14 protein-coding genes and 1 pseudogene are annotated in these 17514 nt (G+C 35.3%); 6 read left to right on the forward strand and 9 right to left on the reverse strand.

What is annotated here, in order from left to right:
- Nucleotides 1-1702, forward strand: a 1702-nt coding sequence (locus GW534_RS09310) for an ABC transporter ATP-binding protein (protein ID WP_161920751.1), incomplete at its 5' end; no start/stop codon positions are given.
- A 426-nt stretch (nt 1703-2128) separates the two neighbouring features.
- Here GW534_RS09310 and GW534_RS09315 read toward each other — a convergent pair.
- The 3 genes from GW534_RS09315 to GW534_RS09325 form a co-directional block, all read right to left on the reverse strand.
- Complete coding sequence (locus tag GW534_RS09315; protein WP_161920752.1) at nt 2129-3157, reverse strand: glycosyltransferase family 2 protein; 1029 nt, start codon at nt 3155-3157, stop codon at nt 2129-2131.
- Nucleotides 3158-3169: 12 nt separating this feature from the next.
- The gene (locus GW534_RS09320; RefSeq protein ID WP_161920753.1) at nt 3170-4855 is read right to left on the reverse strand and encodes a DUF6044 family protein; all 1686 of its coding nucleotides are present in this window, start codon (nt 4853-4855) and stop codon (nt 3170-3172) included.
- A 206-nt stretch (nt 4856-5061) separates the two neighbouring features.
- Complete coding sequence (locus tag GW534_RS09325) at nt 5062-5490, reverse strand: universal stress protein (protein ID WP_161920754.1); 429 nt, start codon at nt 5488-5490, stop codon at nt 5062-5064.
- Nucleotides 5491-5746: 256 nt separating this feature from the next.
- On the opposite strand from GW534_RS09325, the gene GW534_RS09330 reads away from it, so the two are divergent.
- Together GW534_RS09330 and GW534_RS09335 are read left to right on the forward strand one after the other, a co-directional pair.
- Nucleotides 5747-7087 carry a hemolysin family protein gene (locus GW534_RS09330; RefSeq protein WP_312854648.1) on the forward strand — a complete coding sequence of 447 codons (1341 nt, stop codon included), beginning with the start codon at nt 5747-5749 and terminating at the stop codon, nt 7085-7087.
- A gap of 321 nt (nt 7088-7408) precedes the next feature.
- A complete protein-coding gene (locus GW534_RS09335; protein WP_161920755.1) occupies nt 7409-9070 on the forward strand; it encodes a peptide ABC transporter substrate-binding protein in 1662 nt (553 codons plus the stop codon).
- A gap of 243 nt (nt 9071-9313) precedes the next feature.
- Here the strand turns inward: GW534_RS09335 and GW534_RS09340 are convergent, their stop codons facing one another.
- The 4 genes and pseudogenes from GW534_RS09340 to GW534_RS09355 all read right to left on the reverse strand — a co-directional run.
- On the reverse strand, nt 9314-9502 hold the full coding sequence (locus tag GW534_RS09340; RefSeq protein WP_161920756.1) for an SE1832 family protein: 189 nt from the start codon (nt 9500-9502) through the stop codon (nt 9314-9316).
- A 213-nt stretch (nt 9503-9715) separates the two neighbouring features.
- A complete protein-coding gene (locus GW534_RS09345; protein WP_312854649.1) occupies nt 9716-11230 on the reverse strand; it encodes an acetyl-CoA hydrolase/transferase family protein in 1515 nt (504 codons plus the stop codon).
- 150 nt (nt 11231-11380) lie between these two features.
- A complete protein-coding gene (locus GW534_RS09350; RefSeq protein WP_161920758.1) occupies nt 11381-12031 on the reverse strand; it encodes a LytTR family DNA-binding domain-containing protein in 651 nt (216 codons plus the stop codon).
- Nucleotides 12032-12434: 403 nt separating this feature from the next.
- Nucleotides 12435-12638 (reverse strand): annotated as a pseudogene (locus GW534_RS09355) (oligopeptide/dipeptide ABC transporter ATP-binding protein); the annotation flags it as partial.
- 6 nt (nt 12639-12644) lie between these two features.
- On the opposite strand from GW534_RS09355, the gene GW534_RS09360 reads away from it, so the two are divergent.
- A complete protein-coding gene (locus tag GW534_RS09360) occupies nt 12645-13802 on the forward strand; it encodes a glutathione ABC transporter substrate-binding protein (protein WP_161920759.1) in 1158 nt (385 codons plus the stop codon).
- A 50-nt stretch (nt 13803-13852) separates the two neighbouring features.
- Here the strand turns inward: GW534_RS09360 and GW534_RS09365 are convergent, their stop codons facing one another.
- Nucleotides 13853-14329 carry a DinB family protein gene (locus GW534_RS09365; protein WP_161920760.1) on the reverse strand — a complete coding sequence of 159 codons (477 nt, stop codon included), beginning with the start codon at nt 14327-14329 and terminating at the stop codon, nt 13853-13855.
- Nucleotides 14330-14488: 159 nt separating this feature from the next.
- Between GW534_RS09365 and GW534_RS09370 the strand changes: the two genes are divergently transcribed.
- Complete coding sequence (locus GW534_RS09370) at nt 14489-14884, forward strand: GntR family transcriptional regulator (protein WP_161920761.1); 396 nt, start codon at nt 14489-14491, stop codon at nt 14882-14884.
- The gene (locus GW534_RS09375) at nt 14881-15987 is read left to right on the forward strand and encodes a DUF1648 domain-containing protein (protein WP_161920762.1); all 1107 of its coding nucleotides are present in this window, start codon (nt 14881-14883) and stop codon (nt 15985-15987) included. The genes GW534_RS09370 and GW534_RS09375 overlap by 4 nt, the downstream gene beginning before the upstream one ends.
- A gap of 39 nt (nt 15988-16026) precedes the next feature.
- On the opposite strand, the gene GW534_RS09380 is transcribed toward GW534_RS09375, so the two are convergent.
- A complete protein-coding gene (locus GW534_RS09380; RefSeq protein ID WP_161920763.1) occupies nt 16027-17379 on the reverse strand; it encodes a YjiH family protein in 1353 nt (450 codons plus the stop codon).
- Nucleotides 17380-17514 lie beyond the last annotated feature (135 nt).

Below are 17514 nucleotides of genomic sequence, written 5' to 3' on the forward strand. Positions count from 1 at the left end.
TTTTTCCTATTATAAACCTCATAAAAAGTTGTTTACGATTGATTTTTCAAGTGCGATTATCGTAGCGATTTTAGAGTTAGCTTTTCCAATTGCTGTGCAATGGTTTATTGACTCACTATTACCAAGTGGTGAATGGTCGAAAATTATTTCAACAAGTATCGCTTTACTAGTTTTATATTTAATTAGTACTTATTTACAATATATTGTTGGTTATCTTGGACATATGTTAGGGATTAATATCGAAACTGATATGCGTCAACAGTTATTTACCCATGTGCAAAGACAGTCCTTCCGCTTTTTTGATAATACGAAAACAGGACATGTCATGAGCCGAATTACGAATGACTTGTTTGATATTGGAGAGCTGGCTCACCATGGACCGGAAGATGCATTTATTGCGGTGATGACAATCATTGGGGCCTTCTGTATCATGGTCCAAGTTCATGTGCAGCTTGCAATTGTGACAATTCTCGTTATCCCGTTACTCGTAATCGTGATTACGTACTGTAATATTCAAATGAATAAAGCTTGGAAGACAATGTATGAAAAAATTGCCGACGTAAACGCCCGAGTCGAAGACAGTGTTTCCGGTGTACGTGTTGTTCAATCTTTTACGAATGAAGAATATGAGATTGAGCGTTTTTCTAAAGACAATAAAAAATTCCGTAAAGCAAAACTTGCTGCTTACAAAGTAATGGCAATGACTAACTCGAGTATGTATATGATGACCCGCTTTGCTACCTTAATTGTCCTCGTTTGTGGTGCGTGGTTTAGTTATAGTGGCAGTCTATCGTACGGGGAATTAGTTGGATTTATTTTATATGTGAACGTACTATTTAAGCCGGTTGATAAAATTAGCGCCTTAATGGAACTGTATCCGAAAGGAATGGCTGGTTTTAAACGTTTTACGGAATTAATTGATAGTCAACCTGATGTGCAAGATGTTCCGGACGCCATTGAGGTGCCCCATTTACGCGGAGATATTTCCTTTCAAAATGTATCCTTCAGTTATGAAGGGGATAAGCCTGTATTAGAAAATATAAATCTGGATATTAAAGCGGGCGAAACTGTGGCGTTCGTTGGGCCATCTGGTGCAGGGAAGTCAACGATTTGTTCCTTAATTCCGCGGTTTTATGATGTCGATGAGGGTGCGATTACGATCGATGGAATTGATGTTCGTAATATGACGAAAAAATCTCTACGTTCACAAATCGGCATTGTGCAACAAGATGTGTTTCTATTTACCGGAACATTACGGGAAAACATTGCTTACGGAAAAATGGATGCAACTGATGAAGAGATTTTGGAAGCGGCAAAACGTGCGGATATTTATGAGTTGATTATGAATTTACCAGATGGCCTTGATACTCAAGTGGGCGAAAGAGGGATGAAGTTATCAGGTGGTCAAAAACAACGGGTTGCCATCGCACGAATGTTCCTAAAAAATCCGCCAATCTTAATTTTAGATGAAGCAACATCAGCCCTTGATACCGAAACAGAGCGTTTAATTCAACAATCTCTTGATGAATTAGCAGAAAATCGGACAACGCTAGTGATCGCCCACCGATTAGCAACGATTCGCAATGCTGATAAAATTGTTGTTGTGACGGAAGAAGGTATTGTTGAGCAAGGTACGCGTGACGAGTTGTTAGCAAAAGATGGCGTGTTTGCAAGGTTGTATGAAGTGCAGTATCAGCATTGATTATTGCGAAAAAACTCTATTCCCCTGCGACGTGTGTGGGAATAGAGTTTTTTTGCGTTTGTGGGTTTGATGAAAGCAGAATTTGTATGATTATACGTGAAGAACTGTAAATAGAGCTTCTCTATGAACAGAACTTACTCGGATTTAAGCGGAGAAGTGTAAATAGAGCGTTTCTACGAGCAGAACTTGCTTGGAATTACGTGAAGAACTGTAAATAGAGCTTCTCTATGAACAGAACTTACTCGGATTTAAGCGGAGAAGTGTAAATAGAGCGTTTCTACGAGCAGAACTTGCTTGGAATTACGTGAAGAACTGTAAATAGAACGTTTCAATAAACAGAACCCGCTCGGTTTTGCCTAAAAAACTGTGTTCATCCCCCAAATAACACAAGTTATCTTGTAAACAATCAACAAAAGTCTTACCCCATCACCCTTCTTTCCCAAACTCCAAATAATCATCCGCTAATTCTTGCTTAACTCCCTGCTCTCCTAACATCGGCTTTGTATAAAGATCGATATCAATGGCAAATTTCGGCCGGTTTTTAACTTCCATAAAAATTTTCCCGATATATTCGCCGATCATCCCGATTGCGACTAATTGTAAGCCACCTATGAACCAGATGGAAATCATAAGCGAAGTCCAGCCGGCACTAGTAAAGCCTAACACTTTTTGAATAAGGGCGTAACTGCCTGCTAGTATACTAACGAAAAACAATATAAAACCTAGAAACGTAATAATGCGAATTGGCATCATACTAAAAGAAGTAATGCCATTAACAGCAAAAGAGAGCATCTTTTTTAGCGGATATTTTGTCGTACCAGCGAATCGTTCCCTACGGTCATAATACACTTCCATCGACTTAAACCCGAGGAGCGGAATAATGCCTCGCAAAAACAAATTCGTCTCTTCATATTTTGCAAGTTCTTCTAGAGCCCGTTTCCCTAAAAGCCGAAAATCTGCATGATTATACACTAAATGGATTCCCATTCGCTTCATTATACGATAAAAGGATTGGGCGGTTGTCCGTTTAAACCACGTATCAGTCTCCCTCGAATCACGAACCCCGTAGACGATTTCATACCCTTGTAAGTATTTTTCAACAAAGGTACGAATAACAGTGATATCATCTTGAAGGTCACAGTCGATGGAAATGGCACAATCACATTTTTCCTTTGCCTTTAAGTATCCTGCAAGCAAAGCATTTTGATGACCGACATTACAAGTAAGCTTAATTCCGGTAACAAATCGATTTCTAATACTTTCCATTGCAATAATCGACCATGTCCGATCCTTACTTCCATCATCAACAAACAATATTTTACTATCCTCATGAATAAGTTGATCAGTGACTAATTTTTTTAAACAATTTGAGAGTTGTTTTATTGTTTCTGGTAAAACTTCCTCTTCGTTATAACAAGGAACAACAACAGTTAGTAACGGATTATGAGTTACCATAGAAGTCTCTCCTTACGTTGAACTTTGTTGCATCACACGATATAGATAAACTCTCCAAGCAGCTTCTGGATGTTCAAAACTTTTTTCAAAAACTAACTCGTTATCCTTGGCGTTTTCAATGGGGACACTTGATAAAATATACCGTCCACCCATTTCATAGAGCGCCTTAGTATTTAAATCTAGATTTTGAATTACACGCTTTGAATTTTTCCTAAAATTATATTTTTTCCCAAGTTCATCAACAAATACGTAACAACGACTTCCCCATTCATCATAATAAATTCGTAGCCCTTTATTTTTATCCAATTCATTCGCAATAATTTCCCGAAATTTATATTTATATTGAAGCGGGTAAAAATTACTATATGTATCTAACGTATAAAAACCATTATATTGTGAAACGGCAGGGTGAAGACCAATAGAAACAACACGGTATTCCGACTGTGGTCTTCCAATATACTCTTTTATTTCTTGAAAAAGTTCCGTTGCATAAAATTCATTGACAGTCGGTGTATGGTGAATAAAGCGATAATGAATTTCCTCGTTAAAAGGAATGAGCACAAGAATTTGTGCTAATATTGCAATCGTAACAATTTTCCTCCAACCCATTCGCCATAAGTAAAACAATGAAAGTCCGAAACTTAAATATATAATTAGGGGTCGCAAAAAATGGAACCGAGCAAAGTTAAAGGTATTCAATAAATCAATCTTTTCCTTAAGCGGAATCCACATTACGTTAAACCAAAGGGCGTACCATAGCGATAATGCATAATTAAGGACAAAAAGAAAAAGGATCAGTTTTTCTTGACGCCACTGCTTCCTAAGTAAAATTAAGACGACAACTAACAAAAGTATCGGCAATATAACTACCGTATGATTCGTCATCACATGGGTATGGCCGAGTACAAAGTTTTTTAATGAAAGCCGAAAACTTCGAAATAAGTCATGTCTAGATGAAATAAATTCAATACGATGGCTTACTTCATCGCTAAAAAGGGTGGCATATACAAGTCGATATTCCACGAGTAAAAAAATTAAACCCATTAAAATAATGCTAAATAAAAAACGCCCATTTAATTTTTTCACCCTGATTACATCAACGAGCCAAAAAATAAAGATTGCTACTAAAAAAAAGAAAAACCCGAGGACAATACTAGAGTAAAAGGGCAATAAACAAATCGTTAACCATTCTTTCCACGTATCTTTTCCTTCACGGATTTTTAAAAAGGCCCATAATGCCAACGGGTGCCCAAGGGTACTTAACATGCCGGAGGGCCAAAAAGGGGTTAAAGCAAAAGCCAAAGCTACACCGACCGCAATAAAATGGGCTTTTCGCTCCTTTATAAAAAAATCTCTTAATAATAAATACATCCCGATAAAGGCAAATACACGGGTAATAGTTTGACTAAGGGCATAGGCCGTCATTGTCGGAAATAAGGCATGTAGTAAAACGATCCCTGTCCATTCTGAACCGTAGGCATAGCGGGGTAACCCATTAATAATTTGTGGGATTTTAGCATCGACAGAACCGAAAAGTTGTCCACTATTTACTAAAACTTTGTACCAAGCAAGGTTTGAATCTAAATTATCATGAACACGAATATGTGCGTTTTCTCCAAGGATAAATAATGGTGAAACAAATAACAGAATAATTATTAGTGCGATAAAGAGCTGCTTTTTTTCTGTGGTACGATTCAAGTCCCTATCACTTCCAGTTTTTCCTAATTTCTCATATTAATTTGTCCGCTTTTTGGAAAAATATACATTGTAAATTGTAAGTTGGAGAAGTTGAAGAGGAGATTCAGCATTTTAAAGTTTTTAAGTGGGACAAGTTTGCTGAACAAAAAGAAAGTGGCGCATAAAAGTCATATCAGACTTTCAGCAACCACTTTTAAAAAAATAAATTAAGGAACAATTATGACAGGACATGTTGCCAGTTGCAACACACCAATGCTAACACTACCTAAAAATGCACTTTTAATCGGTCCTAACCCACGGGAACCCATGATAATAGACTCCGCACCCTTTTCTTTAGCAAGCTTTGTAATTTCAACTTTCGGATCACCTGTTAAAATTAACTTTTCTACAATAAACTTTTGGTCTTCAATATTTTCTAATGTATGGTCAATGACTTCCTTACCTAATTCGTTAATATAATTTTCAATATCCTTTTTAGAAACAACCTTATGCACATTTGGTGTGAACGTATAATTTGGTTGAACGTTTACTAATATAATTTCTCCAGCGAATTTCTCACATAGTGAAATGGCGTACTTTAATGCTCGTTGTGAATGCTCCGATCGATCAACTGGTACGATATATTTTTGTGCCATATGCTCGGAACTTTCCCATTAATATGTTGCTGAAATCGGAAAGCTCCTTCCCTCCTTATCCAATATGATTAATATGTTTCTATTGTAAAAATTCAATTTTGAGGAGGGGATGTCCTGCAATGATGTTAAACCTTTTACGAACTTTTTGTGAACTTTCCTTTTGAAGTGATATTAATTTTATTACGTATAAATGGTTATGATAAAATTATTTTTAATAGGTAAAAATAATTAAAAGAGGATTTATTTTAAAGGAGCAGTGATTTTACACTTGGACAGCTTATGGATTCCAATCATTTTAGTACTTATATTGATTTTAATAAACGGTCTGTTTTCCATGACTGAAATCGCCATCGTTACGTCTAAGAAATCAAGACTGGAGAAATTAGAAGAAGAAGGAAATAAAAAAGCGCAAGTTGCATTGAAGTTAGCGAATAATCCAAACCAACTTCTTTCCACAATTCAAATTGGTATTACGTTAATTGGAGTAGTGACAGGTGCCTTCGGTGGTGCAACGATTGCGTCTCAAGTAACACCTTATATACAAAAAATGGACTTTTTAGCTCCATTTGCGAGCGAACTTAGCTATATCATCGTAATAGGTTTATCGACTTATTTATCCCTTATTCTCGGTGAACTTGTTCCGAAACGGATTGGCATGAACAATCCAGAAGGTGTTTCAATGGCCGTAGCAAAACCGATGTATTTTTTCGCGAAAGTTGGTAAGCCCATTATCTGGTTTTTAAGTAGATCAACGGAGCTCGTCTTAAAAATTTTAGGTGTAAAACCGAAAAAGGTACCTGAAGTTACAGAGGAGGAAATCGCCCAACTAATTGAACAAGGGGTATATAGTGGTGTAGTTGAAGAAATTGAACAAGATATGGTTGAGCAAATTTTCTATTTAGGTGATAAACGGTTAGGTGATATTTTGACACCGAGGACACAAATTGTTTGGATTGATTTAGAAAAACCGTTAGAAGAAAATTTAGTCAAAATGTTAGAAAGTAATTATTCACGTTTTCCAGCTGGACGGGGAAGTTTAGATGACTTTGCTGGAATCATCCATACGAAAGATATTTTTGCAAAAATGGCTAAAAATGAACCAATAAATCTTACAGACTGTGTTCGTGATACATTAATTCTTCCTGAACCAATGAAAGTCTTTCAAGCGCTAGAAGCTTTGAAAAAATCCGGGCAACATGAAGCGATGGTTATTGATGAATATGGTGGGATTGAAGGATATGTAACGATGCATGACTTTATGGAAAATATCGTCGGAGATTTACCTGAAATGGATGACGAAGACGAGCCACAAATAATGCAAAGATCTGAAGACTCATGGTTAGCTGATGGTTTATTACCAATTGACTCGTTCTCACGGTATTTTGAATTAGAAGATGAACTAGAACTTCGAAGCGGGAATTTCCACACATTAGGTGGCTTTATAACTATGAATTTAGGTGATATTCCCCGTGTTGGCGATACAATTCAAATTGCAGATTTACTTTTAGAAATTGTTGATATGGACCATGTCCGGGTTGATAAAGTGCTCATTACTAAAATACATATTGATGAAGACGATTTAGAAGATGATGAATAATTAAATAGAATGGAACTTGTTAGCAATCGGTGATTAATATGTACCGATTGCTTTTTTATTTTAAAAACTTATGATGCCTTTTTTCTAAATATGAATTTTGTTGAGATGTAATTTAGTTTAAAAATATATTTAAATAATAAAAATAGTATACTACTACAACTATACAGTTTAATGTATTAAAGCTTGAAATTAAAAAAGGTTAATTGAATTGTATAAAAAGTGTTTACTTTTATTATATTAAAAGTTATAATACTAAATAATTTACTATATTTTAATATATTAAAAGGGTAAAAAATACATAATATGTGGGGGTTTTACAACATGAAGTTAAAACGAGTTTTAATGGTAATGATGTTGGGGTTAATCATTCCATTTATCGCAGCTTGTGGCAATGATGAAGCCGGCGATGCAAAATCATCTGGTGGTTCATCCGAAACAGGCGAAAAAGTATTAAATTTCCCAAACCCGGAAGCAATTCCAACAATGGATCCGTCGATTGCGACTGACGAATCATCCTTTGTATATTTAGCAGCAACGATGGAAGGTTTATACCGTTTAGATGCTGAAGCAAAAGCAGCACCAGGTATTGCAACAAAACATGATGTAAGTGAGGACGGTCTTACTTGGACATTCCATTTACGTGAAGATGCAAAATGGGAAAATGGAGATCCTGTAACAGCTCATGATTTCGTATATGCATGGAAACGTGCAGTAAATCCTGCTACAGGTTCTGAATATGGTCCATATATGATGAATGGAGTAATTAAAAATGCAGCAGCTGTAAGTAATGGTGAGCTTCCAGTTGAAGAACTGGGTGTTCGTGCAGAAGGTGATTATACTTTTATTGTTGAGTTAGAAAACCCAACAGCTTACTTTGAAACGCTAGTAACTTTCGGAACATTCCTACCATTGAATCAAAAGTTTGTTGAAGAACAAGGTGATAAATTCGCAACAAGTTCTGAAACATTACTTGCTAATGGTCCATACACAATTGAAAATTGGTCAAGTACTAGTGACTCTTGGGAATTAGTGAAAAACGACAGTTACTGGGATGCAGACACTGTTAAAATGGACAAGTTAACTTTCAAAGTAATGAAAGAACCACAAACAGCAGTAAACTTGTATAATGAAGGAACATTACACCGTGTAGATTTATCATCTGATCTTGTTGACCAATATGCAACAGCAGATGACTTCCATATTCAACCGGCAACATTTGTATACTTTATTAAATTCAATCAAGAAGCACATCCGGCTTTAGCGAATAAAAATATTCGTGCTGCAATTAGCCAAGCATTTAATAAAGAAGCATTAGTAAATGAAATCTTAAATAATGGTTCTATTGCTGCTAATGGATTAATTCCACAAGACTTCACACCACTACCAGAATCTGGTGAAGACTTCCGTGCAGTAAATGGTGATTTAGTAGTTTATGATGTTGAAGCTGCAAAAGCAGCTTGGGAAAAAGGTTTAGCTGAAATTGGCGAAATATCAGTAGAATTAGAGTTAATGGTTGATGATGATGAAGTAACAAAAATAATGACAGAATATATTGCAAACCAACTTGAAACGAATTTAGAAGGTTTAACAGTTGATATTAAACGTATTCCGAAAAAACAACGTTTAGATCATGACACTAACATGGAATATGAAATGCAAATTTCAAGATGGGGTCCAGACTTCCTAGATCCATTCACTTACATTAATCTATGGACAACAGACAGTGGAAACAATAAAATGGGATATACAAATCCTGAATATGACAAACTTGTTGTTGAAACAGCAACAACTTATGCAACTGATAACGTTAAACGTTATGAAAACTTCTTAGAAGCAGAAAAAATTCTCTTTGAGGATGCAGCGATTGCACCTATTTTCCAATCTTCAATCGCACAACTTGTATCTCCTAAAGTTGCAGGCATCCACTACAACCCATTTGGACCAACTTATGAATACAAATGGGCAGACGTTGCAGAAAAGTGAAACAGAGGGACGGGTTCATCGTTCCAATTCATAGTAAAAATTCATTGAGTGACTAGGTGACAAACTCAAACTCAAAAAGTATTGTCATCCACCCTAAAAGTTTTTGCTATAAGTACACATTGGATAAAGTGTTCCGAATTCCTTTTAAGGACGGAACACTTTTCTTTTTTAAAAAATAAAAGATGCCCTTTACAAAGTTGTAAAAGACATTTCCCATCAAATCTTCCTCTCATTTCAAAACTTTTATTCGTCAGCTTCACGTAGTTTTTCCCTTAATTGTTTTAGCTCAGCTTCCAGTTCTTCTAATAGTTTTTCGGAATAGGCTACATTACTATGTTTGCCAAGGGACTCCAACTTTTCCATATCCCCTTGAATACGAATGTAGTCACTCTTTAACTCATCAATTTTTTTCTGAATTTCCACCTTTTTCATTTTTCATCCATCCTCAATTAGTATTTACTTATATCTTAACATGATTACTATTTCGTCGCATTTACTCGGTTCTTTAAAGTGAAAAATCATCATAAAAAACAAAGAGGTTGTCCATTTGACGTAACTTTACCACCATCAATTTAGTATCTCTGAATACCCAAAAGGGAAAAGTTACTTTTGGACAACCTATATTTAATATCACATTATATCAAATTAATTTGTAACAGGAGTTTTTTCTAACATTGTTCCATTTTTTGCAAAGTTAATATGGAATGAAAAAGCTTTTTCTAAAATGTGTGGTGTTTGACCGCCACGTGCCAATGCTTTATAATAGTAATCTCTTAGTTGATCTTTATATAATGGGTGTGCACAGTTCTCAATAATTAACTCTGCACGCTCTCTCGGTGCAAGACCACGTAAGTCTGCATAACCTTGCTCGGTAACAATAACGTCAACATCGTGTTCAGTATGGTCTACGTGAGATACCATTGGAACAACACTGGAGATGTCGCCACCTTTTGCAAGGGACTTCGTAACAAACACTGTTAGACGTGCGTTACGTGCAAAGTCACCAGATCCACCGATACCGTTCATCATTTTAGTACCGGAAACGTGTGTTGAGTTAACGTTACCGTAAATATCTACTTCTAGTGCTGTATTAATTGAAATCGTTCCGAGACGACGAACAATTTCAGGATAGTTGGAAATTTCTTGTGGTCTTAAAATTAATTTATCTTTATATTTTTCTAAGTTGCCATATACTTCTTTTCCTTTTTCTTCAGATAAAGTGATAGAAGTAGCAGAAGCAACTTTTACTTTACCTGCATCAATTAAATCAAACACGGAATCCTGTAAAACTTCTGAGTATACTTCAAGATCCTTGAACTCAGAATCAAGCATACCGTGTAAAACAGCGTTTGCAACTGAACCAATACCAATTTGAAGCGGAGCTAGTGTTTCATCTAGACGACCTGCTTCAATTTCTTTACGTAAAAATGCCATTAAGTGGTTTGCCATTGTTTGTGTTTCTTCATCCGGCTGTACAATCGCTGCAGGTGAATCTGTTTTAGTTGTTAACACAATACCTTTAATTTTATCTAATTCAACAGGAATACCGATTGTACCGATACGGTCACCTGATTTTGTTAAAGGTACAGGATTTCTTTCTCCTTGTTTTTCAGGTAAGTAAATGTCATGTACCCCAATTAACTCTTTTGGTGAATTTGTATTTAATTCAACAATGACATTTTTTGCCTTTTGTACAAAGATTGGAGAGTTACCAACAGATGTTGTTGGAACAATCATGCCATCTTCTGTAATTGCAACTGCTTCTACAATTGCATAATCAACTTCAGGTAAAACCCCAGCACGAATTAGTTCAGCTGTATGGGATAAATGTTGGTCGATGTATAATACTTCACCTTCGTTGATTTTCTTTCTAATTGTATTATCTGTTTGATAAGGTATTCTTTTTGCAATCAGACCTTGTTCAGACATTTTTTTGTCAATATCTGATCCTAAAGAAGCACCAGTGTAAACGTTTACTTTTAATGGGTTAGTTTTTGCACGTTCTACTAAAGCAAGAGGTACGGCTTTAGCATCCCCAGCACGTGTAAACCCACTAAGCCCAAGTGTCATACCATCTTCAATCCATGAAGCTGCTTCATCTGCAGTAACAACTTTCCCCTTTAAGTTTTCTGGTAATACATTTGTAAGCTCTTTCTCCACAGAAATCCCCCTCTTTTTGAACATTTTATGAACTTTTACTTTATCTTAACAGAGTAAAGGGGGAACAACATTTGTATTTGAATTAAAGTAGAAAAAAAGTGATTTACTTAGAAAAATTAGGAATAAAACCATGTAAACGGTTAAATTTTATTAAAACATTAACTGTTTCCTAAAATAACTTGCATAAGATTGGCTAACAGGAATTCGATCCCCGTTATTCATAACTAATAGAAATGTAGAATGGAAGTCTGGTTGAATTTCTGCGATTGCATTCACATTCACAATAAAGGAACGATGGCAACGAATAAAATAATCTGCAGGTAATAAATATTCAATTTCAGATAAATTTAGTTTATGATAACCTTCGACATTTTTTGTTACAATCTTTGCTTTTCGATTTTCTGCTTCTAAATATAAAATATTTTGCACAGGTACTGGATACCAACGATCTCCATTTTTAATAGTAAAAATTTTAGGAAGAGAGAAATTAACACGGGTTGGAAAAATTGCAGTCACAACTCTGTCAGGCTTTCCTTTTTCTAATATAGGAACAGATAAGCCAAAATAGGAAACGCCAAAAACATTCGGATCAACGTATGAAAAAATCTTTCTTTTTAGAGACAGTGCTTTATATGTAGCACTACCCTTTTTAATTTGATCTCCTGGTTTAATTTCTAAATTGATAGCTGGGCTTGGAATATAGTCTTTATAAACCCTAGTATCGGATATTGCGATGGATGTATCCTTTGGAAATATTTCTGTAAAAATTTCTAGCAGTTGGTCAGTTGAGATTCGTTCCAAGTAAACTCCCCCCACAAAGTTGTAATTATAGTAGTAAATTAGAATGATTATCAATTCACAATTATTTTTTATGTATATTTATAAAACAATTATTTAGAAAATGCTAAAAATTACTATTCCGAATCATAAATCTTCTAAAACATGCAAGAAAATTCTAGTTATATTTTTGTGAAACAAAATAATTTATAAGAATAAAGGGATATGAGTGGAAATTATAAGTAGATTTAAAAAGAGTAATTGTTAGATTCAATATTATTAGTAGAAGTATTAAATAGGAGTGAAGGTGGCGGCGACTCCTGTGGGACTAGCGTGAGTCTTGAGACCCCGCAAACGAGCTTGCGAGTTGAGGAGGCTCAAGCCACGCCTGCGGAAAGCGTCCGCCACTACAACTTATTTATTATATTTAATTCGTTACTTTAACCTCACTTAATTGACCAATATAATGACAAGCGGCTTCATGACCTGCTTTCATATGATTTTTGGAATTCAATTCCGGTTCCTTTGTTTTACATAAATCCGTTGCAAAAGGACAACGAGTATGGAAACGACATCCAGATGGCGGGTCAATTGGTGATGGAATATCACCTTTTAATATAATTCGTTCCTTTATGAAATGATTGATTCAATTGAAGTAATTGATGACTACACAGTTCAATTTAAATTAAAATATCCATTCGCACCATTTCCAGCACACTTAACACATAATGGTGGTGGAATTATTAGCCCTGAGGCGATTAAAAAAGACTATGAAGGTATGGAAAATGGCGATGAGCCAGGTGCATATATTAGTTTAAACCCATCAGGTACTGGTTGGTTTAAACTTGATGAGTGGAAATCTGGCGAATATGTTAAACTAGTGCGAAATGAAGATTACTGGGGAGAAAAGGCAAAACTTGATAGTGTGACCTTTAAAGTTGTTAAGGAAAGTTTAACACGTGTAGCTGAACTAGAGTCAGGCACATCACATGTTATTGATCCATTAAGTCCTTCTGATATTAGCCGTATAGAGGGATTAGCAAATGCAAGTGTTCATAAGCAACCAAGTTTAGCACTTTCATATGTTGGATTTAACATGGCTAAAGAGCCATTCGATGATGTACGTGTACGTCAAGCCATTTCTATGGCTATTGATAAGTCACAAATCATTGACGGTATTTATGAAGGAACAGGTGTACCGGCTACAGGACCAATCGCGCCACATGTTTGGGGTTTTGATGAGTCTGTACAACCATTAGAGTACAATGTAGAAGAAGCGAAAGCTCTACTTGCTGAAGCTGGTTTCGAAAATGGATTTGAAACAACTCTATGGACAAATGATAACCCAGACCGCATAAAAATTGCTGAATATGTTCAAGCAGCTTTAGCGGAAATTGGTATTGATGTGAAAATTGAAATTCTTGAATGGGGTGCATACCTAGAGCAAACAGCAGCTGGTCAACATGATATGTTTATCCTTGGCTGGACGACTGTAACAGGTGATGCGGATTATGGATTATATCCATTATTCCACTCTGAAAACCTTGGTGACCCAGGAAACCGTACATTTACTAAAGATGCTGAGTTGGATGAAATTTTAGAGCAAGCAAGACAAGAAAGTGATGAAACAACTCGTTTACAGCTATACAAACAAGCCCAAGAAAAACTAGTTGAAATTGCTCCAATGATTTATGTAATTCACACTGACTTTATCGTAGGTATCGATAATAAAGTTAAAGGATTCGAAATTACACCAGCAGGTATGTTTAAATTAAAAGATGTAACAATTGAATAATGTAAAAAAGCTGTCCTACCAATGGTTAGGACAGCTTTTTTCGTATAAAATTACTTTTTCCCTTTTAAAGCGTACTTTAATCCTTTAATTACTCCGATATGTAATGATTCATGAATAATGCCGAAATTAAAATAATCGGCACCTGTTTCTAATTCCATAACTCCTAACGAAAACGGATTTTCTAATGGAGAATTTAACTTTCCTTCATATTTCGCTTCAATATCCTTTAATTGATCCCTTAACTCTTTCACAATTTCTTCTAAATTTGGTGGTTCCTTCGTCCATTCTGAAGGCCTTGTACCCCGGTTAAAGAACTCTTGAAGATGTTTATATTTGTACTCTTCGCCTAAAACCCCGTTTGTGATAATGGAATCAGAAGTTACAAGTATATGACCAGCATTCCAAAGAATTGAATTCGAAAATCCTTCAGGAATAATTAAGGCTTCCTCGTTCGTTACCCCTTTTAATTCATTTAACGTCATTTCACGGAAAAATTGATACTGTTTAAATAATCTTAGCTCCGCCACCACTAATCACCACCCTTGAAATATTTTTAAAAAATTCCAACAATTACATTTTACCGATTTTTAATCAAAAATGAAATATATTGCGTATTGAATAATGAAGTTGTCTGTTATATAATTGATATAACAGTTAATACAAATAAAACAGTGGGGGTGTGAAAATTGATGATTATGCTTGATTTGCAGTCGGAAACACCTATATATATGCAATTAAAGAATAAAATAATTGAAGGTATTGCTTCAAAACAGCTAAATCCAGGCGATCCATTACCATCTGTTCGTAATTTAGCTCAAGACTTAGGAATTAACATGCATACCGTTAATAAAGCTTATCAACTTTTAAAACAAGATGGTATTATCCATATCCATCGACAAAAGGGTGTTGTGATTAATCCCGATGGCATGCCTGAAGCAGACGATTCTTATGTGACGTTACTAAAAGAGCAGTTACGTCCACTTTTAAGTGAATCCATCTGCCGGGGAATGGGTGAAGAGGAAATTTTATCTTATTGTAAAGGAATAATGGAAGAAATTAAAAAAGGAGGCGATAAAACATGATGTATTTAACGATGTTACTCATTGTTTTCCCGTTAGTTGCTATTACTGCATTTACGCCGTATATTACGAGAAAAACAGAAAGTTTTGGCGTAACAATCCCTTCAGATTTATATAAATATGAAACGATTGTGTCGTACCGTAAACAATATGCAAAATATTCACTTGTAATCGGACTTATATACATTTTATTATTATTTGCTCTTTCCTTTTCAGTAAGTGAAACCATTTGGATTGTCATTTTTACGGTTGGTGTATTTGTTTATGTAATCGTCACTTTTTTTATATACCTTCATTTTCATAAAAAAATGAAACAATTAAAGGAAAAAGAAAAATGGTTTGAAAAGCGGAAACAAACAGTAGCTGTTGACCTTACTTTTTATAATGAAAAAAAGACGTACTCCAATTGGTGGTTTACGATTCCGTTTCTTATTGTCGTTGCAGTAACAGCTTGGTCGTATTTAAATTATGACTTAATTCCAGATCAAATCCCGATGAAGTACAATTTTGAAGGTGAGGTTACCCGTTCAATTGAAAAGTCACCCATTGCTTTAATTTCTTTACCTCTTGTACAACTATTTTTAATTGGTGTGTTTGTTTTTACCAACATTATTATTGGCCGGAGTAAGCAACAAGTTGACCCAGCTAACCCGGAAAAATCAGCAAAACAAAATCTCATCTTTAGACGTCGCTGGTCTTTATTTACAATCATTGGTAGCATTCTTTTAACGATAGTAATGGCGTTACCACAGTTGTCCTTTGTACTAAATCTTAATCAAAATATGCTTATGATTATCATCATGGTTATTGTAGGGCTTATCGTAATCGGCGCATTTTTAATTACTATTTTTACCGGCCAAGGTGGAAGCCGAATTGGAGGCAGTGGAGCGAATATTATCATTGGAAAATCAGGTGAAAAAATTAATCGTGATGATGATAAATATTGGAAACTCGGTATCTTTTACTTTAACCCAGAAGATCCCGCAAACTGGGTTGAAAAACGATTCGGGAGCGGTTGGACTGGTAATTTTGCTAGGCCTCTTCCGTGGATTTTTATCATCTTAGTCATATTAATTCCAATATTAATTGCAAAATTTACTTCATAAAAACAAGAGCTTGGTTCATTGACCAAGCTCTTTCTTAAATTAAAATATCAGATGCGCGATACCAACGATAACTGGTAATGTAATTAAAGTTCGCAGTAAGAAAATGAAAAACAAGTCTTTAAAATTAACCGGTATTTTTGAACCAAGTAATAGTCCACCGACTTCAGATAAATAAATTAATTGCGTAACCGATAATGCTGCGACGATAAAGCGGGTCATTTCACTTTCAATCCCTGTTGCAATAATTGCTGGTAAAAACATATCGGCAAAACCGATTAAAATTGTTTCAGATGCCGCAACAGCTTCAGGTACTTGTAACAATTGAAGAAGTGGTATAAAAGGTAGGCCAAGCCATTGGAATAACGGTGTATGTTTCGCAATAATTAACGCCAATGTCCCGACAGCCATGACAACCGGTGCAACACCGATCCACATATCAAGTACATTTTTTATACCTTCTTTTAATACAGACCGTGCACCCATATTCTTTTGTGCTCTTTTAACAGCTTCTGAAAAACCATAACTTAACGGAGTAAAACCTTCAGGAATAAATTCCTTATCGGTGGCCTCATTCCCATTAATATATGTGTTTGCTTTTTTTGATAACGGTGGGATTCGAGGCATAATAATCGCTGCGATAAGACCTGCAAATGTCACCGTTAAATAAAACGGCACAAACATATGACCTAAACCAACAGTTGAGATGACAACTAAACTGAATGTAATCGAAACAATGGAAAAAGTTGTTGCAACAATCGCTGCCTCTTTTTTTGTGTAAAAACCTTCTTCGTATTGGCGACTTGTCAGTAATATTCCAATCGTACCATCACCAAGCCAAGAGGCTAAAGCATCCATTGCAGAACGACCAGGAAGTTTGAAAAGTGGTCGCATGATTTTTATACATAAAGCGCCGAAAAACTCTAACAAACCGAAGTTTAAAAATAAAGGAAGAAACAATCCGGCCCATAAAAAGACAGAAAATAAAGTTGTAAGCAGTCCGTCATCACTTAATAAAGTCCCACCAGTTGCACCAGACCAAATCCATTCAGGTCCCCATTGGAAATATGTTAAATAGGCAAAAATAACGGCTAATATCCGAATGATGTACCAAACAGTTGATACATTAAACAATCCACTCCAAAAGGAAGAAGTGACAATTCTCTTCGGTGCCCATATTTTTGTAATAGTTGTAAAAATAAACGTGATTGTTATAATTCCAAGCATTATTTCAGGAATGAAACCATATAAGACGTCTTGAATCCACCCAGATAACAGCGCGATTGGAATCGTAACTTCGCCATTAATGGAAAGGGGAAACATAAATAAAAATAACCCTATTAGTGAGGGGATAATAAATTTTAATATATCTTTTAATGATTTTTGTTTATTCATAGTTGCTCCTTATGGTAAAAAGATATTATTGCGGTTTTGAGTTTTGATAAATAGATTTGCGATTTAACTCATCGTTAAATAACCGCCCTATACATATTATTGTATAATTATTCATTTGTCTATCATTTTTTACAA

This window comes from Pallidibacillus pasinlerensis, from assembly GCF_009996845.1.
In the GTDB taxonomy this organism is placed as follows: Bacteria; Bacillota; Bacilli; order Bacillales; family Caldibacillaceae; genus Pallidibacillus; species Pallidibacillus pasinlerensis.